The sequence below is a fragment of the Deefgea sp. CFH1-16 genome, assembly GCF_016881365.1.
GTDB lineage: Bacteria > Pseudomonadota > Gammaproteobacteria > Burkholderiales > Chitinibacteraceae > Deefgea.
Genome location: NZ_WLYT01000001.1, coordinates 2,110,373 through 2,130,262 on the forward strand (window position 1 = coordinate 2,110,373; position 19,890 = coordinate 2,130,262).

The 19,890-nt window shown below is 49.5% G+C and carries 23 protein-coding genes and 2 pseudogenes; 8 read left to right on the top strand and 17 right to left on the bottom strand.

Going from position 1 to position 19,890, the window contains the following annotated elements:
* Window positions 1-47: 47 nt before the first annotated feature.
* Entirely contained in the window at window positions 48-539 is a 492-nt protein-coding gene (gene ilvN, locus GKO28_RS11600) for an acetolactate synthase small subunit (RefSeq protein WP_173533214.1), read from the bottom strand.
* 11 nt (window positions 540-550) lie between these two features.
* On the bottom strand, window positions 551-2,311 hold the full coding sequence (gene ilvB / locus GKO28_RS11605) for a biosynthetic-type acetolactate synthase large subunit (protein WP_182076357.1): 1,761 nt from the start codon (window positions 2,309-2,311) through the stop codon (window positions 551-553).
* 397 nt (window positions 2,312-2,708) lie between these two features.
* Here ilvB and GKO28_RS11610 point away from each other — a divergent pair, with 397 nt between their 5' ends.
* From GKO28_RS11610 to GKO28_RS11630, 5 genes are read left to right on the top strand one after another with little or no spacing between them, the layout of a single operon-like run.
* On the top strand, window positions 2,709-3,275 hold the full coding sequence (locus GKO28_RS11610) for an RNA polymerase sigma factor (RefSeq protein ID WP_173533216.1): 567 nt from the start codon (window positions 2,709-2,711) through the stop codon (window positions 3,273-3,275).
* Window positions 3,272-3,622 carry a DUF3619 family protein gene (locus GKO28_RS11615; protein WP_182076358.1) on the top strand — a complete coding sequence of 117 codons (351 nt, stop codon included), beginning with the start codon at window positions 3,272-3,274 and terminating at the stop codon, window positions 3,620-3,622. Before GKO28_RS11610 ends, GKO28_RS11615 begins: the two co-directional genes overlap by 4 nt.
* Complete coding sequence (locus tag GKO28_RS11620; RefSeq protein ID WP_182076359.1) at window positions 3,619-3,879, top strand: DUF3106 domain-containing protein; 261 nt, start codon at window positions 3,619-3,621, stop codon at window positions 3,877-3,879. The genes GKO28_RS11615 and GKO28_RS11620 overlap by 4 nt, the downstream gene beginning before the upstream one ends.
* Window positions 3,830-4,003, top strand: a complete 174-nt coding sequence (locus GKO28_RS22875; RefSeq protein ID WP_182076360.1) for a DUF3106 domain-containing protein — start codon at window positions 3,830-3,832, stop codon at window positions 4,001-4,003. Before GKO28_RS11620 ends, GKO28_RS22875 begins: the two co-directional genes overlap by 50 nt.
* Before the next feature lie 7 nt (window positions 4,004-4,010).
* On the top strand, window positions 4,011-4,568 hold the full coding sequence (locus GKO28_RS11630; RefSeq protein WP_182076361.1) for an RDD family protein: 558 nt from the start codon (window positions 4,011-4,013) through the stop codon (window positions 4,566-4,568).
* 86 nt (window positions 4,569-4,654) lie between these two features.
* On the opposite strand, the gene GKO28_RS11635 is transcribed toward GKO28_RS11630, so the two are convergent.
* The 13 genes and pseudogenes from GKO28_RS11635 to GKO28_RS11695 all read right to left on the bottom strand — a co-directional run bounded on the left by GKO28_RS11635 (window position 4,655) and on the right by GKO28_RS11695 (window position 14,378).
* The gene (locus GKO28_RS11635) at window positions 4,655-4,930 is read right to left on the bottom strand and encodes a nitrilase-related carbon-nitrogen hydrolase (protein ID WP_182076362.1); all 276 of its coding nucleotides are present in this window, start codon (window positions 4,928-4,930) and stop codon (window positions 4,655-4,657) included.
* Complete coding sequence (locus GKO28_RS11640; RefSeq protein ID WP_307838997.1) at window positions 4,864-5,220, bottom strand: nitrilase-related carbon-nitrogen hydrolase; 357 nt, start codon at window positions 5,218-5,220, stop codon at window positions 4,864-4,866. The genes GKO28_RS11635 and GKO28_RS11640 overlap by 67 nt, the downstream gene beginning before the upstream one ends.
* A complete protein-coding gene (locus GKO28_RS11645) occupies window positions 5,204-6,121 on the bottom strand; it encodes a hypothetical protein (protein ID WP_203564115.1) in 918 nt (305 codons plus the stop codon). Before GKO28_RS11645 ends, GKO28_RS11640 begins: the two co-directional genes overlap by 17 nt.
* A gap of 166 nt (window positions 6,122-6,287) precedes the next feature.
* The gene (locus GKO28_RS11650) at window positions 6,288-7,136 is read right to left on the bottom strand and encodes an HlyC/CorC family transporter (RefSeq protein WP_182076365.1); all 849 of its coding nucleotides are present in this window, start codon (window positions 7,134-7,136) and stop codon (window positions 6,288-6,290) included.
* Between the two features lie 60 nt (window positions 7,137-7,196).
* On the bottom strand, window positions 7,197-7,670 hold the full coding sequence (ybeY, locus tag GKO28_RS11655; protein WP_182076366.1) for an rRNA maturation RNase YbeY: 474 nt from the start codon (window positions 7,668-7,670) through the stop codon (window positions 7,197-7,199).
* Window positions 7,671-7,751: 81 nt separating this feature from the next.
* A pseudogene (locus GKO28_RS11660) lies at window positions 7,752-8,721 on the bottom strand (PhoH family protein).
* A gap of 130 nt (window positions 8,722-8,851) precedes the next feature.
* Window positions 8,852-10,189 carry a tRNA (N6-isopentenyl adenosine(37)-C2)-methylthiotransferase MiaB gene (gene miaB / locus GKO28_RS11665; protein ID WP_182076367.1) on the bottom strand — a complete coding sequence of 446 codons (1,338 nt, stop codon included), beginning with the start codon at window positions 10,187-10,189 and terminating at the stop codon, window positions 8,852-8,854.
* Between the two features lie 483 nt (window positions 10,190-10,672).
* Window positions 10,673-11,050 carry a hypothetical protein gene (locus tag GKO28_RS11670; RefSeq protein WP_182076368.1) on the bottom strand — a complete coding sequence of 126 codons (378 nt, stop codon included), beginning with the start codon at window positions 11,048-11,050 and terminating at the stop codon, window positions 10,673-10,675.
* A gap of 150 nt (window positions 11,051-11,200) precedes the next feature.
* The gene (locus GKO28_RS21530; protein WP_282099282.1) at window positions 11,201-11,626 is read right to left on the bottom strand and encodes a pilin; all 426 of its coding nucleotides are present in this window, start codon (window positions 11,624-11,626) and stop codon (window positions 11,201-11,203) included.
* Between the two features lie 299 nt (window positions 11,627-11,925).
* The gene (locus tag GKO28_RS11680; protein ID WP_182076369.1) at window positions 11,926-12,348 is read right to left on the bottom strand and encodes a pilin; all 423 of its coding nucleotides are present in this window, start codon (window positions 12,346-12,348) and stop codon (window positions 11,926-11,928) included.
* 59 nt (window positions 12,349-12,407) lie between these two features.
* A complete protein-coding gene (locus GKO28_RS21535) occupies window positions 12,408-12,839 on the bottom strand; it encodes a pilin (RefSeq protein WP_182076370.1) in 432 nt (143 codons plus the stop codon).
* 425 nt (window positions 12,840-13,264) lie between these two features.
* Window positions 13,265-13,492: a hypothetical protein gene (locus GKO28_RS11690; RefSeq protein WP_182076371.1), complete on the bottom strand. Its 228-nt coding sequence runs from the start codon at window positions 13,490-13,492 to the stop codon at window positions 13,265-13,267.
* A gap of 172 nt (window positions 13,493-13,664) precedes the next feature.
* Entirely contained in the window at window positions 13,665-14,378 is a 714-nt protein-coding gene (locus tag GKO28_RS11695; RefSeq protein ID WP_182076372.1) for a transposase, read from the bottom strand.
* Between the two features lie 166 nt (window positions 14,379-14,544).
* On the opposite strand from GKO28_RS11695, the gene GKO28_RS11700 reads away from it, so the two are divergent.
* Entirely contained in the window at window positions 14,545-14,835 is a 291-nt protein-coding gene (locus GKO28_RS11700; protein WP_182076373.1) for a nucleotidyltransferase family protein, read from the top strand.
* Window positions 14,836-14,868: 33 nt separating this feature from the next.
* Entirely contained in the window at window positions 14,869-15,195 is a 327-nt protein-coding gene (locus GKO28_RS11705) for a DUF86 domain-containing protein (RefSeq protein ID WP_182076374.1), read from the top strand.
* A 57-nt stretch (window positions 15,196-15,252) separates the two neighbouring features.
* Here the strand turns inward: GKO28_RS11705 and nrdG are convergent, their stop codons facing one another.
* Together nrdG and nrdD are read right to left on the bottom strand one after the other, a co-directional pair.
* Window positions 15,253-15,804: an anaerobic ribonucleoside-triphosphate reductase activating protein gene (gene nrdG / locus GKO28_RS11710; protein ID WP_182076375.1), complete on the bottom strand. Its 552-nt coding sequence runs from the start codon at window positions 15,802-15,804 to the stop codon at window positions 15,253-15,255.
* Window positions 15,805-16,312: 508 nt separating this feature from the next.
* Window positions 16,313-18,465 (bottom strand): annotated as a pseudogene (gene nrdD, locus GKO28_RS22880) (anaerobic ribonucleoside-triphosphate reductase).
* Between the two features lie 281 nt (window positions 18,466-18,746).
* On the opposite strand from nrdD, the gene GKO28_RS11720 reads away from it, so the two are divergent.
* On the top strand, window positions 18,747-19,736 hold the full coding sequence (locus tag GKO28_RS11720) for an autotransporter domain-containing protein (protein ID WP_203564116.1): 990 nt from the start codon (window positions 18,747-18,749) through the stop codon (window positions 19,734-19,736).
* Window positions 19,737-19,890: the final 154 nt, after the last annotated feature.

The following is a 19,890-nucleotide window of genomic DNA, read 5'->3' on the forward strand; positions in this document are numbered from 1 at the left end:
TTGGGTTGTAGGTCTTGCCTGTAAATAGCTACAGGCAAATACCCAAACTATAGTTTCAAGATCCGTTCACCACGGCCGATGCCTGAGGCACCGGTGCGCACGGTTTCTAATATCGCTGATTGGTCGAGTGCATTGATAAAAGCGCTAAGCTTTTCACCAGTGCCAGTCAGTTCAATCGTATAGGTTTTTTCGGTCACGTCGATGATACGCCCACGGAAAATATCCGCCATGCGTTTCATTTCGTCGCGATCTTTGCCGGTAGCGCGGACTTTAATGAGCATCAGTTCACGCTCAATGTGATCGGCCTCGTTCAGGTCGATCACTTTAACCACTTCGATCAGCTTGTTGAGCTGCTTGGTGATTTGTTCGATCACATCTTCTGAGCCATGCGTGACAATCGTCATACGGCTCATGGTTGGATCTTCGGTGGTTTGCACCGTTAGTGAATCAATATTGTAGCCACGAGCCGAAAACAGGCCCGTTACGCGCGATAGCGCACCGGCTTCGTTTTCAATCAGGACAGATAAAATATGGCGCACAACATCTCTCCTTAGCAAAGATTGCCGTAATCACGGTTGTTTTCAAATGGCGTGAGCTGCATCGATTGCATATGCGGCGGCAAGTCCATTTGGTTAAGCCCTTTGCCGTTTTGGATCATTGGGAACACATTGGCTTTTGGATTGGTTAAGAAATCCATAAATACCAAGCGCTCTTTCATGGCAAACGCTTCGCGTAGTGCTGGCTCAACGTCGGCTGGCTTAGTGATTTGCATGCCAACGTGACCATAGGCTTCCGCCAACTTCACAAAGTCAGGCAATGCATCGACATACGATTCAGAATAACGCGTGCCATAGAAGAACTCTTGCCATTGGCGAACCATACCCAAGTAGCCGTTGTTCAGATTAATAATCTTCACTGGCGTGTGGTATTGCTTGCACGTCGACAATTCTTGGATATTCATCTGGATCGAGCCGTCGCCGGTAATACAAGCCACATCGGCATACGGATTAGCCAGTTGCGCGCCCATCGCGGCAGGTAGACCAAAGCCCATCGTGCCCAAGCCGCCAGAGTTAATCCATTGGCGTGGACGGTTAAATTGATAGTATTGCGCGGTAAACATTTGATGCTGGCCGACGTCCGAAGTAATAATCGCTTCGCCACCGGTGACTTCGAACAATTTTTGCATCACAAATTGCGGCTGAATAATTTCATCGTCTTGTGGGTACCACAAGCTTTTTGGTGCACGCCATTCGTTAATTTGATCCCACCACGCATTCAAGGCTTTTTCGCTTGGACGGGCGTTGGTTTCTTTGAGTACTGCGATCAGATCTTTCAGTACGTCTTTTACGTCGCCAACAATCGGCACGTCGACTTTAACGCGTTTGGCAATCGACGATGGATCGATGTCGATTTGCACAATTTTTTTGCTTTGTGACAAAAACTGCGCCGGATTAGAAATCACGCGGTCATCAAAACGAGCGCCGATGGCGATAATGGTGTCAGCGTATTGCATCGCCATATTGGCTTCATACGTGCCGTGCATGCCGAGCATGCCGACGAAAAGTGGGTCCGATCCCGGATAAGCGCCCAAACCCATCAGCGTATTGGTACATGGCACATTGAGCATGCGAACCAATTCAGTGACTTCTTCTGAGGCATTACCCAAGATCGCGCCGCCACCCACATAGATATATGGGCGTTTAGCTTGCTCGAGTAATTGCGCTGCTTTTTTGATTTGCCCCGGATGGCCTTTCACTGGCGGGTTATAGCTGCGAATGGCCACCGATTTAGGGTATTCAAAAACGGCTTTGGCTTGCGTCACATCTTTAGGGACGTCAATCACCACTGGGCCGGGGCGACCCGTTGTGGCAATGTAAAACGCTTTTTTGATCGTTGTGGCTAGATCTTTAACGTCTTTGACTAAGAAATTATGCTTCACAATCGGGCGCGAACAGCCGACCATGTCGACTTCTTGGAAGGCATCTGAGCCAATCGATGGCGTACCAACTTGGCCAGAAATCACCACCATTGGAATCGAGTCCATAAACGCTGTGGCAATGCCGGTTAAAGCATTGGTAGCGCCTGGGCCTGATGTTACTAACGCGACGCCAATTTTATCGCTGGATCGTGAGTAAGCATCAGCGGCATGAACGGCAGCTTGTTCATGACGAACGAGTACGTGTTTGAATTTGTTTTGTTTGAAAATCGCATCATAGATTTCCAAAACCGCGCCGCCGGGATAGCCGAATACAAATTCGACATTTTCTTCGGCAAGACAGCGCGCAAGAATTTCAGCGCCCGAGATCTGCATGGGTTAAGTCCTGAGTCAATCGTTGATCGGTTGGTGCAAGCTGCTAGTTAGGCAGCAGGCAACTATTGAAGAGCGTTCAATAGCCAATGCCGCGCATGCAAGCTTTACTAGCTTATCTATTAGAGCGGGCATTTTATTAACTGGACTTGCCGCAGTTCACTGGCTTGTGGCCATCAAGAACGAAGTGTGATGCGCTTGCGGTGTCGATCCAGTGCCCCTGCCGTCTGTTTAAACGACCGGTCGCTTTAGTGACTTGGTGTAGGGGGTTAAAGGTAAACGATAGGCTTTATTTTGGCAAGTTTTTCTGGCTGAATATTTTTGCTTTTGTTAGTATCAATCCCCTGTTTTTGCTGGCTATTTGGCAGCAGTTTTACGCTTTCCTGTTTTGGAGTCCCGTTTGGCAAGTCAGCAACAATTGAATGATTTTTTAGCCAGTGTAGAGCGCCGTGCATGGCGGCAAGCTCAGTACGCCGTGCGCGATCACGAGCACGCTTTGGATATAGTGCAAGATGCCATGCTGAAATTAGCCACACATTATGCTGACAAACCAGCATCAGAATGGCCGATGTTATTTCAAACTATCTTGCAAAATACAATACGAGACTTTCTGCGTCGGAATAAATTGCGTCAATTTTGGGTGAGTTTATTCTCTAAATTTTCATCTAATTCTAATGATGAAACTGACTCAGCCGATCCGCTATCTTATGTTCCGCACAATAGCGAGCTCAATCCCAGCGCAGAACAAGCCGTATTGCAGCAGCAAAATATGGCGTTAATCGAAGAAGGACTGGCTTTATTGCCGGCACGTCAACGTGAAGCCTTCTTGCTGCGTTATTGGGAGGAGATGGATGTGCAAGAAACCGCGCAAGTGATGGGCTGCTCCGAAGGCAGTGTCAAAACGCATTGTTCGCGCGCTTGTCATACCTTGGCCGATTGGCTTAAACAAAGGGGGCTCACCCTATGAATGAATTTGATGAAGCAAAGCAGCAGCATTTAGCACAATTGAGTCGCCAGGTGGCTGATGCGCCGATTCCTGAGGATATTCGTGCCCGTTTAATTCAGGCCCGCCAAGCGGCGGTAGCACAGGCCGGGGCACCGCATTCTCGCGCGAGCGAGGTGTTAGCGCTGGTTAATGCACACCCTAAAATCAGCATGGTGAGTGTATTGCTGGTGCTGTTATTGAGTGTCACTTTCGTGCAACAGCAGCAGTCCAAACCAATGACAAGCTCGATTGATTTGGCTTTATTAAGTAGCGATGTAGCGATGGATGATTTACTTGACCCTACTTTATTGGATGCGCAGCCACGATGAAACGATGGATCATATTGCTGTGTACGCTGCTGTTTTGGAGTGGCGCGGCGCAAGCGGCACCTGCTTGGTCGGAATTAACGCCAGCTCAGCGCGAGGTATTAAGCGCCATGCAAACGCAATGGGATGGTTTGCCAAATGAAGATCAGCAACGCTTTTCTGCCTTGGCTTTACGCTGCTCGCAAATGCCGCCACATCATCAGAGAAAAAATGCGCGCGCGTATCAATCGATGGGCCACATTAAGCCCAGAGCAGCGTGAACGTGCGCGCGAAAACTATCGGCGTTTGCAAGCGATGTCGCCTGAAGAGCGACAAAAACTGATGCAACAGCGCCATCATCGACGAGCTAGCCAAGCTTGCTGTAATTCACCAAAAACTGAGTAGGACCAATATGTTAATTAGCGCGGGTTTAACACGCCGTTTTGTTTCTTTTTTGTATGAGATTTTATTACTCACCGCCTTATTGCTGATTGCCGAAGGGTTGTTTCAAGGCGGTTTTCAGCTGCTCTCTGGCCAAGCGGTGACCGAGTTGAGTGCTTATCCTTGGCTCAATGCGCTTAATTTTGCCTGGCTGACGCTGGTGACCTTGTTATATTTTGGCTGGTGCTGGATGCGTGGTGGGCAAACCTTGGCGATGAAAACATGGCGCTGCCGCTTGCTGATGCAAGATGGCGCCAATTTAACACCTAAAGCGGTGTTGATTCGTTTTGTGGTGGCGAGCGCCTGTTATCTGCCGTTATTGCCGATTTATCTGTTGGCGCGTAAACAGCCGGAATATCAATTGGGCTTGTATATTGCGGGTGGCTTATTTGTATTGCCGTTTATTTGGGCGCTGTTTGATCGCGATAAGCAATTTATCTACGATCGTTTTGCTAAGACCCGCACGGTGTTTTTTCCCAAAGAAGTACCATCAAAATACGCTAAGCCCAGTCAGGATGAGGCAGCGTAGTCTAGGCTAAAGCGCAGGCAGTTAGCGACGAAAAAACCGTTGTCACTGGTGTATGCAGCAGTGCAACGGTTTTTTTTATGCCGGGTTTAGTTTTGGCGGCTACGGAAAAAAGCCAGTACTAACAGTGCCAGCAAAAAGCCAATTACGGGTTTATCACCAGCCCACTGATACGGGGTATGGCCTTGCATATGGCGAACTTCGCCTTCTAACACCGCTTGGGTTTGCTCGGGTAAGCTGCTCACAATCTGGCCTTTAGCATCAATAATCGCCGTTTTACCGGTGTTGGTGGCGCGAATCAGGTAGCGGCCGTTTTCCAGCGCGCGCGGGCGCGCGCCATTTGGGCGTGTTGCTCGGCCGCCCAAGAGCCATCAAACCACGCCATATTGGTAAAGTTAGTCAGCAATGTGGCATTAGCGGCGTTAATGCGGATTTCGTCGCCAAACACGTCTTCGTAGCAAATATTGGCTGCAATTTGCCCGCCGTTGAGATTGAATGGCGTTTGCGCCAGTGGCGCGCGCTGAAAACCGCTCATTGGCATCTCAAGCATTTGATACGCCCAGCCAAATAGCCACGGCAGCGGAATGTATTCTCCAAAGGGCACCAAGTGCGATTTGGCATACTGTTCTTGGGCTGGGTTAGCTAAATTCACCACGGAGTTTTGATACTGATCTGGCTTTGGCCCCGCGCGTGGCCACGCCCATTAACAGCGTGGCGGATTTTTGCTGAGCGATTTGGCGTAGTTCTGCCAAATAGTCGGGCGGGATCTCGTTAAAAAACGATGGAATCGCCGTTTCGGGCAGCAAGATCAGTTGGCCTTGGGCGGCTTGGCTGAGCGTGAGATAGCTTTTGAGGCTGTCAAAATAAAAATCGCTATTCCACTTCATACTTTGCCCGATATTGCCCTGCAAAACGCTGACTTTGAGTGGCTCGCCGATGGGGTAGGTCCAATTGATTTTTTGCAGTAATTGGCTGCTACTGAATAATGCAATCGCCAAACCGAACGCGAGTTTTTTATCCCATAAAAATACGCCAACACACCAAGCCATTAACCAACCCGCGCCATAACTGCCAATAATAGGGTATAGCCCGCCAAGCCAATCAATCTGTGCGCTACCGACCGATGCCCATGGGAAGCCAGTAAACAGCCAACCGCGCAGCCATTCACACAAAATAAACATCGTTGGCGCAATCAGCGTAAAGCGCCAGCGATTGCGGCAGGGTATTTTCCATGTGAGCCAGCCAGCCAACATTGGAAACAAGGCTAAATAAGCGGCAAACAATAGCACTGCACCGGCAGCCGCTGGTGCTGGCATTTTGCCGTGGGTATGTAGACTGATGTAAATCCAGCCGGCATTGGCAACGAAATACCCCAGCCCCCAAGCTAAGCCCGGCCATAAAGCTTGCCGTGCAGAACCGGCTTTTTGCCAGCCGGTAAATAAAATCCACAGCGAAATTGGCAGCAACCAAAATTGCGACAAAGGTGCAAAAGCGGCCACAGCGCTAGCACCGGCCAAGCATTGAATCAGAAGCAAGAGAGTGCGATTTTTAAGCATTTTTGGCGTCTAAAGGCGGTGTTGAAGTCGCAAAGTCGTTTGCGCAGAAGGGGCAGTTTGGATCACGAAGCATTGAGTTGATCGTGATCCATGGATGATTTAGGCGCTGATGACACTGGGTTTGCCTTGGCATCAATACGGCTGGCAAACGCAGTATCAAGCCAGCTTAAGCCTCGTGATGCTCGGTGATTTTTTCGAGCAAAATTGAATGCACGCGGCGGCTATCGGCGCGCAAAATTAAGCAGTGGTAGCCGTGGCAATCGATGCTTTCGCCACGTTTAGGCACATGGCCAAAGCAATCCATCATCACCCCAGCAATGGTATCAAATTCATCGGTTGGAAAGCGGCTACCGATGGTTTCATTTAGATCAGTCAGTTCGGTCACGCCTTTGACGCGCCAATGGCCTTTGCGATCTTGCACCATATTGTCTTCGTCTTCATCTTCGTCGTATTCGTCTTCGATATCGCCGACGATTTGTTCCATGACGTCTTCAATGGTGACTAAGCCGGCAACGCCGCCGTATTCATCGACCACAATCGCCATATGGTTGCGATTATTCCGAAAATCTTTAAGTAGCACATTCAGGCGTTTGGCTTCGGGGATATACACCGCAGGGCGCAGCATTTCGCGGACATTAAATTCGCTGTCGCTGGCATAAAAACGCAGTAAATCTTTGGCTAGCAACACGCCCAATACATGGTCTTTGCTGCCGTCGATGACCGGAAAGCGCGAGTGGGCGGTTTCAATCACCAAGGGGATAAATTCGGCGGGGGAGTCGTTGATGTCGATGACATCCATTTGCGAGCGCGGCACCATCACATCGCGCACTTGCATATCGCCCACATTGAGCACGCCTTCGATCATACCGAGGGCATCGGCATCGAGCAGTTGGCGCTCGAAAGCGGTGTGGAGAATTTCAACCAGTTCGCCGCGGTTTTCCGGCTCCCGTAACAGGAAATGGGTCAATCTTTCTAATAAGCTGGGCTTATAACTCGGGGACGGAACGTCGTCCATAATGCGTATTGCTCCTATGGGTGGATAGCAGGGCTGGCCTGCAGCGATCAATGAGCGAAGTTATTCACGCTCGGTCAGATAAGGGTCATCATAACCCAGCTGCGTGACAATTTGGGTTTCGAGCAATTCCATCGCTTCGGCCTCGGCCTCTTCAAGATGATCAAAGCCTTGTAAATGCAGCGTACCGTGCACCACCATATGGCAATAATGCGCCAATAAAGCCTTGCCTTGCTGCTGCGCTTCACGCTCAATCACCGCGCCACACAACACCAAATCGCCCATTAAAGGCTGACCCGCAAGCTGTGGTAATTCGTCATCAAAAGTAAACGTGAGTACATTGGTGGCGTAATCTTTTTGCCGATAATCACGGTTCAGCGTTTGCCCTTCGTCGGCATCAACAAAGCGCAGCGTGATTTCAGCGCTCTCAATTTGCGCGGACAAGGCGGCGCTCACCCATTTTCTTAATAAACTTTTACGTGGAATGGGGCTGTTGCGGCTTTCGTTTTGAATGGCGAGCTGGATTTGGCTTTTCATTGTTGCGACGATCTTCTTTACAAGTGTAGGGTGGGCTTTAGCCCACCGAATTGATTGATGCGTGGTGGGCTAAAGCCCACCCTACGGCTTATCGCCTGCTGTGCGTTTGGCTGCGGCTTTTTCGTAAGCGGTAACAATTTTTTGCACCAGCGGATGGCGCACCACATCGGCGGCGGTGAAGTGGTGAATGCCAATGCCGCGCACGCCGAGCAAGACTTCTTGCGCGTCGGTCAGGCCGGATTTTTGATGCTTAGGCAAATCGACTTGCGTCGCATCGCCGGTAATCACCGCTTTGCTGCCAAAACCAATCCGCGTTAAAAACATCTTCATTTGTTCTGGCGTGGTGTTTTGCGCTTCGTCCAAAATAATAAAGCTGTGGCTTAGCGTTCGGCCACGCATAAACGCCAGCGGGGCGATTTCGATAATTTGTTTTTCAAATAACTTGGTGACTTTTTCTACGCCCATTAAGTCGTACAGCGCGTCGTATAGTGGTCGCAAATACGGATCGACTTTTTGCACCAAGTCGCCCGGCAAAAAGCCCAGCTTTTCACCCGCCTCAACGGCGGGGCGAACCAAGACTAATCTTTGAACGGTATCTCGCTCTAGCGCATCAATGGCGCTGGCTACCGCCAGATACGTCTTGCCAGTACCGGCCGGGCCAATACCAAAAGTGATGTCGTTGTCGGCAATGGTTTTTGATATACACATTTTGCCCCGGCGTGCGCCCGCGTAAATCACCGCGTTTGGTACGCAATTGCGGCACGGTGGGGTCGATAATTTGCGCGTTGGGATTACGCAAGATTTCCATCAAACCCAATTGCACTGCATCGACGTCGAGCGGCGACGCGCTGTCTTCGTAAAAACATTCCAGCGCATCGAGCGCCTGGCGCACTGATTTTAATTCACCAGAAACGCGAAATGCTTCATTGTGGCGATGCACCGTGACATCAAACGCCACTTCGATTTGTTTTAAGTTTTCATCCAGCGCGCCACATAAATTGGCCAAACGCAGATTATCGATGGGCGTGAAATGCAGAGTTTCTGTATGCAAGGTTTAATTCTCTCTGGCTGAAAATCAGTTTGGCGCACATTGAGCCAGCTAAAAAATCCAGACGCATCGGTCGGTTTGACCGATGGTGATGGATCTCTTGGCGGGGTGATCGCAAGCGCGGGTTTATTCTTTAATGATGATTTTCGCCGCGCAAGCTGCGTGGGAAGGCATCGGTAATGCGAACTTCAACAAACTGATTCATCAGGCGTGGGCTACCTTCAAAATTCACAATACGGTTATTGTCAGTGCGGCCAGCGAGCTCGGTTTTGTCTTTTTTGGCAAAACGCTCCACCAACACACGCTGCACGCTACCAATCATCGATAGATTAATCGCTTCGGCTTGTTGCTCTAGGCGTTTTTGCATGCGTTGCAAGCGCGCCAGTTTGACTTCTTCTGGCACATCATCGGGTAAATCAGCAGCAGGCGTGCCAGGGCGACGGCTGTAAACAAAGCTGTAGCTGGTATCAAAGCCGACGTCTTCGATTAGCTTCATCGTGCGCTCGAAGTCTTCTTCGGTTTCGCCCGGAAAGCCGACAATAAAGTCGCTCGAGAAACACAAATCAGGGCGCGCTTCGCGTAATTTGCGAATCACTGATTTGTATTCCAGCGTGGTGTAGCCGCGTTTCATATTCACCAACACGCGATCAGAACCCGCTTGCACTGGCAAATGCAGTTGTGAGCACAGCTTTGGCAAGGTGCGGTAGCAATCGATAATCCGCGCCGTCATTTCTTTGGGGTGGCTGGTGGTGTAGCGAATACGCTCGATGCCGGGGATTTCGTGCACGTATTCAAGTAGTGTCGCCAAATCAGCAATTTCGCCTGCGTCTTCACCATCCAAAATCACGCCGCGATACGCGTTCACATTTTGGCCGAGCAAATGCAGCTCTTTCACGCCTTGCTGCGCCAAATGCGCGACTTCGGTCAGGATGTCTTCAAACGGGCGCGAAACTTCTTCGCCACGGGTATACGGCACCACGCAGAAACTGCAGTATTTCGAACAGCCTTCCATAATCGACACATACGCCGCACCGCCTTCAACGCGCGCGGGTGGCATGTGATCGAATTTTTCGATTTCTGGAAAAGAAATATCCACTTGGCTAATGCCGGATTTGCGTTTTTCGGCAATCAGTTCTGGCAAACGGTGCAAAGTTTGCGGGCCAAACACGATATCTACATACGGCGCGCGCTTGATAATCGCATCACCCTCTTGCGAAGCCACACAGCCGCCCACACCGATGACGATATTTGGATTGGCCAGTTTAAGCTCACGAACGCGGCCTAAATCCGAGAATACTTTCTCTTGCGCTTTCTCGCGCACGCTGCAGGTGTTAAATAAAATAATGTCAGCTTCGTCGACATTCTCGGTTTTCACCAAGCCATCGGCCGCATTGAGCACGTCGACCATTTTGTCGGAATCGTATTCATTCATTTGGCAGCCGAAGGTTTTAATAAATACTTTTTTGCTCATGGCTTTCTTCTATAGGGGTATTGGTTTTACTGCTTTTATCAACAAGGGCTGCATAGCAATACCCATGGAAGGCAATAAAATAAGAATTTTCTTTGAGCCACTGGGCACAATGCCAGCAAAGGCTAGGGCGTGATTTTAACGCAAATCGACTCGCAAGCGGCGCTCTTATGACATGGGATTTGTTACACAGAGAGGAGCAGCGGCAATCAAGAAATCGCCGCCGATTCGTCTAAAGCAACAGGCAGCGGCAGCAAGTGCTTTTGTGGCAAGAGCTGGTGCTGAGATTGGTAGCGCCCGCGCAGCGAAACATCTCTGCGTAGCCGATGGATTGCAATTGCTACGCGGGCGATTCCGCTGCGCAAATCGCACCGACGCTCGTGCAAAAGTTTGCTAGCAAGGCGTTAAAGCCCTAGACAGTACATTGAGTACGACAAGTTGGTACAACGGCGCAAGACCGCTTTTGCTGTATCACGGATAAGCGCGCTATTGCACCGCATTGCAGTCAACAAACCAGCAGCCTATCCCCAAAAAACCACCGCGTGCATCTTTGATTCGACCGATGGATTTGAGAAAATCAATCTCAGCTGGCGATAGTAGCCACGCTTTCCACACCAAATCCTTGCGATTGGCCTCAAGCTGCACCCAAACCGGCGCATCACGCGGCACACGCTGGATTGGAATCAAACGATTTTGCTGATCACGCACCTGAAACGCCGCTGACACCAAATAATCCTTGCCATCCAAACGAATCACCGGCGGCGCATAATAATCCATCTGCGCATAAGCCCCTTCCGGCAAAATCCGCGCCGCAAAGGCGGGCAGGGCGCTGAGCAATAAGCAAACTACCAAAAATAAACGCATACGCCACCTCGTTAACTGATGCGCTTGATGGTAACAAGCCCAGATTTGTCAGGGAAGTATTAATGTGTGAGTGGGGTGGAAAGGTTGAATCAAAAGCAAAAAAATACCCCGCGAATTGCGAGGTATTTAGCTTATGAATTTTTAAACCACTTAGGTCGCGTCTTGGCAGCTTTTTGAAGCTAATTTAGTGTTACCTACGTCTGAAGAGCAAGTCCATAAACCTTCGGCATCACGTGTATAGGTAATGATTTTCCCTGCGACAGTTGCTGGGCCGCCAATAATTGTGCAAGTCATTGTGCCTTCACCTGCTGAAGATATTTCAGCAGTTGCTGTGCAGTTAGCTGTTGTTTCTTTCAGGCCAACGTCAGCGAAGGTGGCAATTGCTGTGCCATCATTTAGCAAGGTATCAGCGGCCGTTTTGGCTGCAGCAACTTCTGCTTGCGCCGCAGTAAATTTAGATTTTGCGGTGTAGTCTTGGTAGGAAGGAATAGCCACTGCAGCCAAAATGCCGATAATCGCAACAACGATCATCAATTCAATTAATGTAAAACCTTGCTGAGCTTTATTCATAGTCATTTTATAAATCCCTTGTATTTGTAAATGGTTTTTTCAAACCTGAGGCAATTATTTAGCAGATGTTGTGCCAGATTTTTATTTGCAATTTGGCATTATTTACAAAATGACAATTAAATATGCTTGTGGAATTTAATTCTTTTCTTGGTGAGGTCTTTTGTGATTTTCAAGTGGTTAATTTCGAATTTTTTGTTGTTTGATTTTAATTTGGTATATAAATTAATTGTTTTTTATTAGATAAAATAAAAAAGCCCCAGCAGTTAAGCTGGGGCTTTTTGAAGCAGCTGATTAACTTAAATTAATTAACCTTGGCAAGATTTAGATGCTAGTTTCAATTTGGTTGCCGCATCTGCTAAATCAGATGCACATGTCCAAGCGCCATCACTTGCACGAGTTAAGGTGATTTTTTTACCTGCAACTGTTGCTGGACCACCAACAATAGTACATACAATCGTGCCTGCAGTTACGGTTGTTGTGCAATTGCTAGTTGATCCTTTTAAACCAACCAAAGCTAAACCTGCCGCATCTGCAGTAATTGCTACACCATCATTCAGTTGAGAGTCAAAGCCTGTTTTGCCTGCGGCAATTTCAGCTTGAGCTGAGGTGAATTTAGCTTTTGCGGTGTAGTCTTGATATGAAGGAATCGCAACTGCCGCTAAAATACCAATAATTGCAACGACAATCATTAGCTCGATTAAAGTAAAGCCTTGCTGTGCTTGTTTCATGTTCATGATTTAACTCCGAGTTAAAATGTATATTTAATTTTGTTATTTAAATTAAAAAATTAGCCTTGACAGCTTTTTGAACCAAGCGTGGCTTTGTCACCGGCAGCTAGATCCGAAGAGCATACCCAGCTTCCATCAGCAGCCGTACGTGTGTAAGTGATTTTTTTACCAGCTACCGTTGCAGGGCCGCCATTAATAGTACAAACCATGGTGCCATCGGTACCATCAGCAGCAACAAGTGTGACTACATTTGTAGTGCAGTTTGCAGTACCTTGTTTAAAGCCAACTAAAGCTGTTGTTGGTGGGACGCCATCGTTTAAAGACGCATCAAATGCAGTTTTACCAGCAGCTACTTCAGCCTGTGCTGCAGTAAATTTCGATTTGGCTGTGTAATTTTGGTAAGAAGGAATTGCCACTGCAGCTAAAATACCAATAATTGCGACGACGATCATCAATTCGATGAGTGTAAAACCTTGTTGTGCGCGTTGCATGTTCATTCTCCGAAAGTTAGGTAGTCATTCTGACTTGAAACATGACATGCAACTATCGTGCCAGCTTTTTATAGTTGTTTTATTGACAGATAATTAGAGGTGATTTGTAAATTTTGCCGTAAAACGTCACTTTGTTTGACTGATTTTGGCAGTAAGTAGGAGCTAAACATTAGCTAGTAGCTCTGATTGGCGTAGCGTAATCGGAGACAGATATTATTTTAGCGGCCGCTTCATGTGTGTAAATACGCTGCGCTATTCGACCTACACATTTCATAAACCCCAAATCCCGATACGATGTCGCATCTAATCGCCGCCACGATTGCGGTGATGCTTGAGTTCGATCAGGCGTTGGTTGCTGGAGCCGCGCCAGGGTTGGCTGGTGCAAATCAAAGGGGTCAGAGTCGATTGATTTGTTTCCATTCAACTCAGACCTGTTTGCCACTGCGAAATGCGGCTGATTTATGGTCGCCGCCTCGGGCTAAAGGCTCAACTCGGCGCTCCAGTTGGCAGGTAATACGCGCCTTGAATTGCGAGTTACCCAGTACCCACGCCTTGTTGACTGCCACGCGCAATTCGTCCAAGGTTTTCGCATCTAGCGCCGTATCAAACAATGCGCGGTAAGCCGCTTGCCGCGCCTCGGCAGAATCGCCCAAGGATTGATACAAAGCATGTGGGGTCAGTACCGGATTATCTACGCCCAGAGGGAATCAAAGGGGTCGGAATCAAAGGGGTCAGAGTCGATTGATTTGTTTCCATTCAACTCAGGCCTGTTTGCCATTGGAAAATCAAAGGGGTCAGAGTCGATTGATCTGCTTTCCATTCAACTCAGACCTGTTTACCATTGCGAAATGCCGCTGATTTATGGTCGCCCCCTCGGCCCAAAGGCTCAACTCGGCGCTCCAGTTGGCAGGTAATACGCGCCTTGAATTGCGAGTTACCTAGTACCCACGCCTTGTTGACTGCCACGCGCAATTCGTCCAAGGTTTTCGCATCTAGCGCCGTATCAAACAATGCGCGGTAAGCCGCTTGCCGCGCCTCGGCAGAATCGCCCAAGGATTGATACAAAGCATGTGGGGTCAGTACCGGATTATCTACGCCCAGAGCATGACTGCGATAACTCGACCATGGGTAATCCACCGCATGAGCTACCATTCCTGCGCGAACCGGATTGAGCTCGATATACCGATGGCAGATCAATGCATAGGCCTCGCTATCGATCAGGCTGGCCTTGTAGCGACCTTCCCACAATGTCCCGCTGCGGCGATAGGCGTAATTAAAATACTGCACATAGTAGCGTCCAAGCTGCTGGATCAGTTTTGCCGTGCTGGTTTCGGCCAGCGGAGTCAGTAGCAAATGCACATGGTTGGTCATGAGCACATAGGCATGAATTTCGCAGCCATACGCGTTAGCGGCATCGCGGAGCTTCTCCAAATAAAAATGGTAATCTTCATTAGCGATAAATATCGGGTCACGATTATTGCCGCGAACAATGACATGCTGCGGATGGCCTGGTAGTACAAAACGGGGTCGGCGTGCCATGGGAAAGCCTCTGTGCAAGGGGGGATTCAGCTTAGTGCAGCTGAGGGCGCGGGAAACAAGAAATCAATCGACTCTGACCCCTTTGATTTCCTTTGATTTGCGATTTCCAGCGCGTGCGTAGTTACGATGTTATTATTTCAATGCGCTTCGACAAACCGAGAACCCTATGCGACCCTCTATTGCTCTTAACCAGAAACGCAGTGCCGTCCGCGAAGTGGCGCACCGCTTTCGTACTGCCAATCCGCGCATTTTCGGATCAGTGTTACATGGCACCGACCAAGATGGTAGCGACCTCGATCTGCTGGTTGATGCATTGCCAGGCGCCACGCTGTTCGATCTAGGTGGCTTGCAAGTTGAGCTGGAGGCTTTGCTCGGTATTCACGTTGATCTGCTCACCCCCGGCGATTTACCCGCTAAATTTCGGGCTCAAGTGCTCGCTGAGGCGTTGCCGGTATGAATGAAAATCGATTGCCTGATTACTTAGAAACACATGCAACAAGCCGCGACCGATGCATGTAGCTTCATTGAGGGTTTGAGCAAGGCGGGTTTCCTTGAGGATAAACGGACTCAGCAAGCGGTTGTCATGAGCCTGATTATCCTTGGCGAAGCTGCCACGAAAGTCATGGATAGCTATGCCGAGTTTTCGCAGGCGCACCCCGAGGTGCCGTGGCGTAGCATGCGCGGGATGCGCAATCGCATCGCCCATGGCTATTTCGACATCAACCTTGATGTGGTGTGGGATACCGTGCAGATGGCATTGCCGGCATTATTGGCGCAGTTACCTGCCGTACAGGAACAAGCTCGTAGCTCCGATTAGCTCCGCGTAATCGGAGGCATTGCCGCGTCTGCACTGCATATTATTTCAACAGCCGCGTCATGCGTACGAATATGCGGCGCTATTCGTACCTACACTTTCCAACCCCAAATCCCAAATCCCCATACACAGCCGCAAATTAATTATCACCACCACGGCTACGGTAGTTTTTTTGAGTTCGATTAGGCGTTGGTTGCTGGAACCGCGCCAGGGTTGGCTGGTGGGGTGGTTTTGTTCGAATTTGCCGTCGATGAGCACGTCGATGTATTGCAAGATGGTGAGGTCTTGTAGGTCTGCAAAGACGTAGCCGGTCCAGAGCCAGATGTTTTTTTCGGGGTAGCGCTGTTTAAAGGCTTGGCAGAGTTTGAGGATGGCGTCCCGATTGGCGGGGTGCAGTGGATCGCCGCCGGATAGACTCAGGCCATCGTGTGATTCGCAGGCTTGCAGTAGTTGTTGCTCGATGTCGGCGGTGAAGGCTTGGCCGGATTTTCTATCCCATGTCGATGGGTTGTAGCAACCTTCGCACGCATGTAGGCAGCCGCTGACAAACAGCGTCACGCGGATGCCGGGGCCGTTGATGAGATCATGCGTGTAATAGCGGTCGTAATTCATGGGTATAGCGCTGTGGGCTTTTCGTTAAAATGCGGGTATGGATATACCTGTTGTTTTTGGTTGTGTTTAGATTGCATGTTGATGCTATGCCGCGCTCGTCGAGCTGGGGCTTAAAACCCGTTCAAGCGCACCGAGTGAGGAGGGAGACAAACAGTTTTATCGTTTGGCTCACGACAATCGAGGGCACAGCGGAGCTGGGCGCGCTCGGGTCGCCTTTCTTTTCCCCTCTTTTCTTTGGCGAGACAAAGAAAAGAGGGTCCACGTCGCGGACTGCGACTGTAAAATAGTGTGCCGCAGGCACTTAAAAGCATCGACGTCATAGCTGAACAAAGCCTGTTTTTTCGGTTCGCTTTGATGGGCTTCGCATCATCGCAGGCATTACCGCGCCAGCGCCGCATATTACATTTCAGCCGCCGCTTCATGCGTGCGAATACGCTGCGCTATTCGCACCTACACTTTTTCCAACTCCCAACTCCCAACTCCCAACTCCCAACTCCCAACTTCCCACTCACTCAGCCGCCTGCGCGTGGTGTTTAACTCGGCGCATGACTTCTTTTTGTTTGCCGTTGTTAAACGGCCGGGCGTTGGGGCTGCCGAGGTAGCCGCAGACTCGGCGGGTGACCGATAGCGTGGCGCTGTCGTGGTTGCCGCAGTCGGGGCAAACAAAACCGTTGGCGGTGGCGAGGGTTTCGCCCATAAAGCCACAAGCGCCGCAGGCGTCAACCGGCGTATTACTGCCAAAATATGGCACACGTTCGATGGCGTAATCCCAAATGCGTTCGAGCGCCAACAGATTGTGCTTCATATTGGGCAGCTCAACATAGGTAATGTGGCCGCCGGTCGCGAGCTCGGCATAGCCGGTTTCAAAGTCGATTTTTTCAAATGGATTGACTTTGCGATACACGTCCAGATGGAATGAATTGGTGTAATAGCCTTTGTCGGTGACGTCGCTGATGTCGCCAAAGCGTTCTTGGTCGAGTTTACAAAAGCGGTAGCACAGCGATTCACTGGGCGTGGAATAGAGCGAAAAGCCCAAGCCGGTTTCTGCTTTCCAGCGCTGCGTGGCATCCCCCATGGTTTTGACCACATTGTGCAAAAAGGCTTGCGCGGCGCTGGCATCGGCAGGGTGTTGACCAAAAAGTAATACGCCGACTTCGTGTAAACCGATATAACCCAAAGAGATCGAGGCACGACCATCTTTAAATAGCGTCATGATGTCGTCTTGCGGCTTAAGTCGAATCCCAAATGCGCCTTCGGTATACAAAATCGGGGCCACATTGGCTTTGACGCCTTGCAGACGTTGGATGCGAATATTGAGTGCGCGTAAGCACACTTGCAGGCGCTGCTGTAATAACTGATTAAATTGCTCGATATTGCCTTGCGCTTCAATCGCAATGCGCGGCAGGTTCAGGCTGACTACGCCTAGATTATTGCGGCCATTGAGGACTTCTTTACCTTGTTCATCGCGCCAAGCGGGCAAAAAGCTGCGGCAACCCATGGGCGATACGGGCACGCTAGAGCCAGTAATTTGGCGATTGAGTTTGGCCGAGATAATGTCCGGTACATGCGTTTTGAGGTGCATTCGAGCGCCAATTGTTTGATGTCGTAATTGGGATCGGTGGGCTTGAGGTTGATGCCTTCGTCGATAAAAAACACCAATTTAGGGAATACCGGTGTGGTGCCTTCTTTGCCCAAGCCTTTAATTCGCACCCGCAAAATCGATTGCTGAATAATCCGCTCGGCCCAGCTAGTCCCCATGCCGAATGAGAACGTCACAAAGGGCTGCTGGCCGTTAGAGCTAAATAGCGTGTTGATCTCATATTCACACGCTTGAATGCCATCGTAGGCTTCTTTTTCGGTGCGCTCGGTGGCGTAGCGTTCTGGATCGGTAATGCCGTATTCATGGGCAATGGCTAAATTTTTGGCGTGGCTTTTCAGCACATACGGCGCTAGCACTTGGTCCAAATTGGGAATGGTGGTGCCGCCATATTGATGGCTGGCCACTTGAGCAATAATTTGCGCGGTGACCGCGCAAGCTACGCCGACGGATTTAGGGCTTTCGATTTTGGCATTGCCAAGGCGAAAACCGTTTTTGAGCATGCCTTCTAAATCAACGAGGCAGCAATTGGTCAGCGGCAAAAACGGTGAGTAATCCAAATCATGAAAATGGATATCGCCTTGGTGGTGCGCTTCTAAAATATCTTTGGGCAAAAAGGTGCTAGCAAATTGTTTCGAGACAATGCCGGCCATCAAATCGCGCATCACCGGAAACACATTGGCGTCTTTATTGGCGTTTTCTGTAGTGGCTTCGCTGTCGGTTTTATTCACTAAGCCCATGAGTTTGGCGTGTAGCTCCGAGCCTTGCGCGCGCGTGCGATCTCTGTCGTAGCGATATTGGATGTAAATTCGCGCCACTTCGGGGTAATCATGCATCAAGGCGTCTTCGACCCATTGCTGAATCGTTGGAATATCTAATAAGCCGGTAGGGGCATTGTGCTGGCTCAAAGTGCGGCATTGCGCTTCAACTTGGCTAGTGATTTGCTCGGCCAATTGTTCTGGCTGCGGGTATTTCGCAGCAGTGGCAGCGCGGCGGCAGGCTTCAAAAATTTTGGCACTGTCGTAGGCGGCTTTGGCACCGTCGCGTTTAATCACTTTGAGCATTGCTGTTTTTTCCTTGATGCGTAATCAGTGGTACAGGTATTGAGATTCTTGGCTGACAGGGCTTTTGCTTTTGGCCTGCAGCTTATTGTGTTGGTTTGTGGCTTTATCTCGAAGCAAACACAATATATGGTGTTTTTATACTTGCTTGCTGCACATAATGAGCTGATTTTGATGATGGTCAATATTTGTTTTTTTTGCTTGGTTGAGGCCAAATAATGACAATTTGTCGTGTTCATGCTGCCCCAATGCTAGGCTTTGCTGGGCTGCAAAGACTTAGTGCTATGCTGAAAATCTCTTCGCAATACTTCTCATTGAACATTATTTATGTGCAAAATTGGCTTGGTTTTTTTTTGCTCGGTTGCAGCCTCGCGCTACCGACGTGGGCGAACGACAAAAAAGAGCTGCATTTATTGCCCAATAGCAATGTGCAGCGCAGCGCGAATGCGGTGTTGTCTTTGATGTCGTATTCGGTGATTTTGGATTTAGCCGCCAGTAGTTTGTCGATTAAAGGCGCACAAAGCGAAAATCAAAAATTAATGATGACGCAATTGGGCGGCGGCGCAACCTTGAGTAAAGAAGTGCCTCTGTATCTTGAGGGCGCAATCGCGGGCAGCCGTTTTGACCCGACGTTTGTCGCCACCAATGGTGAACAAGAGCGTGCGATTCCCCTCAAATGGACTTCTTTGAGTGGTACTGGCGGTATCGGCTGGGATTTTCCGATTGCAGAAAACTGGGTGTTGCGGCCGATTGTTAACTTTTCATTGGGCACAGTGGCGAGTGATTTAAAAATCGCCAACTGGTGGATTAATTATAAAACCGGTAAAGAGTTTAATTTTTTTGATAAAGGCAGCATGAATGTGTACGGAGTAGGCGGCGCTTTAATGCTCGATTACGAGCTGGTCAAGCCCGAATATGAAGTGGATTTAGAGCTGCGCCTATCGCAAGTGCATTTACAAACCTTTAAAACGGACGCTGCGGTAGCTGGCAGTGCTAAGTCGCAAACTGCCAATGTCTGGACGCGATATCGCGCACCCACTGGCATGACTTTTTTAAGCCGCCCGCTGCGTTATGTTTTAGAAGCATCGCATTCACATTATTACGGCGATCAGGCTGGGGTTTTGGGCTTTGATTATTTATCTACCGTGGGCTTGGGCTTTGAAGTCGATAGTAGCGCCCACCCCGTGTTTGTAACCCGTACCCGCTTTTTAATGCGCTATATGTTTGGCCCGAATGTATCAGGCTCGGGGATGAGTATTGCGATGAGTTTTTGAGGGGATTAGCTTTCAGCCAATATAAAAAACAATGCCATTGTAGGGTGGAATAAGCACCGCGCATTCCACCTGGTCGCGAAGCTTATGGTGGAATGCACTGCGTTAATTTCATCGAAATTGCTGGGCTTGCGGTGGAATGCACTGCGTTTATTCC

Coding starts and splice junctions, on each gene's coding strand:
- GKO28_RS22875 (WP_182076360.1), top strand. CDS start 3,830: ATGCGCGCGCGTATCAATCGATGGGCCACATTAAGCCCAGAGCAGCGT.
- GKO28_RS11680 (WP_182076369.1), bottom strand. CDS start 12,348: ATGAAACAAGCACAGCAAGGCTTTACTTTAATCGAGCTAATGATTGTC.
- GKO28_RS11705 (WP_182076374.1), top strand. CDS start 14,869: ATGCAACAAGCCGCGACCGATGCATGTAGCTTCATTGAGGGTTTGAGC.
- GKO28_RS11645 (WP_203564115.1), bottom strand. CDS start 6,121: ATGCTTAAAAATCGCACTCTCTTGCTTCTGATTCAATGCTTGGCCGGT.
- GKO28_RS11670 (WP_182076368.1), bottom strand. CDS start 11,050: ATGCGTTTATTTTTGGTAGTTTGCTTATTGCTCAGCGCCCTGCCCGCC.
- GKO28_RS11615 (WP_182076358.1), top strand. CDS start 3,272: ATGAATGAATTTGATGAAGCAAAGCAGCAGCATTTAGCACAATTGAGT.
- GKO28_RS11650 (WP_182076365.1), bottom strand. CDS start 7,136: ATGGACGACGTTCCGTCCCCGAGTTATAAGCCCAGCTTATTAGAAAGA.
- nrdG (WP_182076375.1), bottom strand. CDS start 15,804: ATGAATTACGACCGCTATTACACGCATGATCTCATCAACGGCCCCGGC.
- GKO28_RS21530 (WP_282099282.1), bottom strand. CDS start 11,626: ATGACTATGAATAAAGCTCAGCAAGGTTTTACATTAATTGAATTGATG.
- GKO28_RS11700 (WP_182076373.1), top strand. CDS start 14,545: ATGCGACCCTCTATTGCTCTTAACCAGAAACGCAGTGCCGTCCGCGAA.
- GKO28_RS21535 (WP_182076370.1), bottom strand. CDS start 12,839: ATGCAACGCGCACAACAAGGTTTTACACTCATCGAATTGATGATCGTC.
- ilvB (WP_182076357.1), bottom strand. CDS start 2,311: ATGCAGATCTCGGGCGCTGAAATTCTTGCGCGCTGTCTTGCCGAAGAA.
- ybeY (WP_182076366.1), bottom strand. CDS start 7,670: ATGAAAAGCCAAATCCAGCTCGCCATTCAAAACGAAAGCCGCAACAGC.
- GKO28_RS11695 (WP_182076372.1), bottom strand. CDS start 14,378: ATGGCACGCCGACCCCGTTTTGTACTACCAGGCCATCCGCAGCATGTC.
- GKO28_RS11720 (WP_203564116.1), top strand. CDS start 18,747: ATGCTGAAAATCTCTTCGCAATACTTCTCATTGAACATTATTTATGTG.
- miaB (WP_182076367.1), bottom strand. CDS start 10,189: ATGAGCAAAAAAGTATTTATTAAAACCTTCGGCTGCCAAATGAATGAA.
- GKO28_RS11620 (WP_182076359.1), top strand. CDS start 3,619: ATGAAACGATGGATCATATTGCTGTGTACGCTGCTGTTTTGGAGTGGC.
- GKO28_RS11630 (WP_182076361.1), top strand. CDS start 4,011: ATGTTAATTAGCGCGGGTTTAACACGCCGTTTTGTTTCTTTTTTGTAT.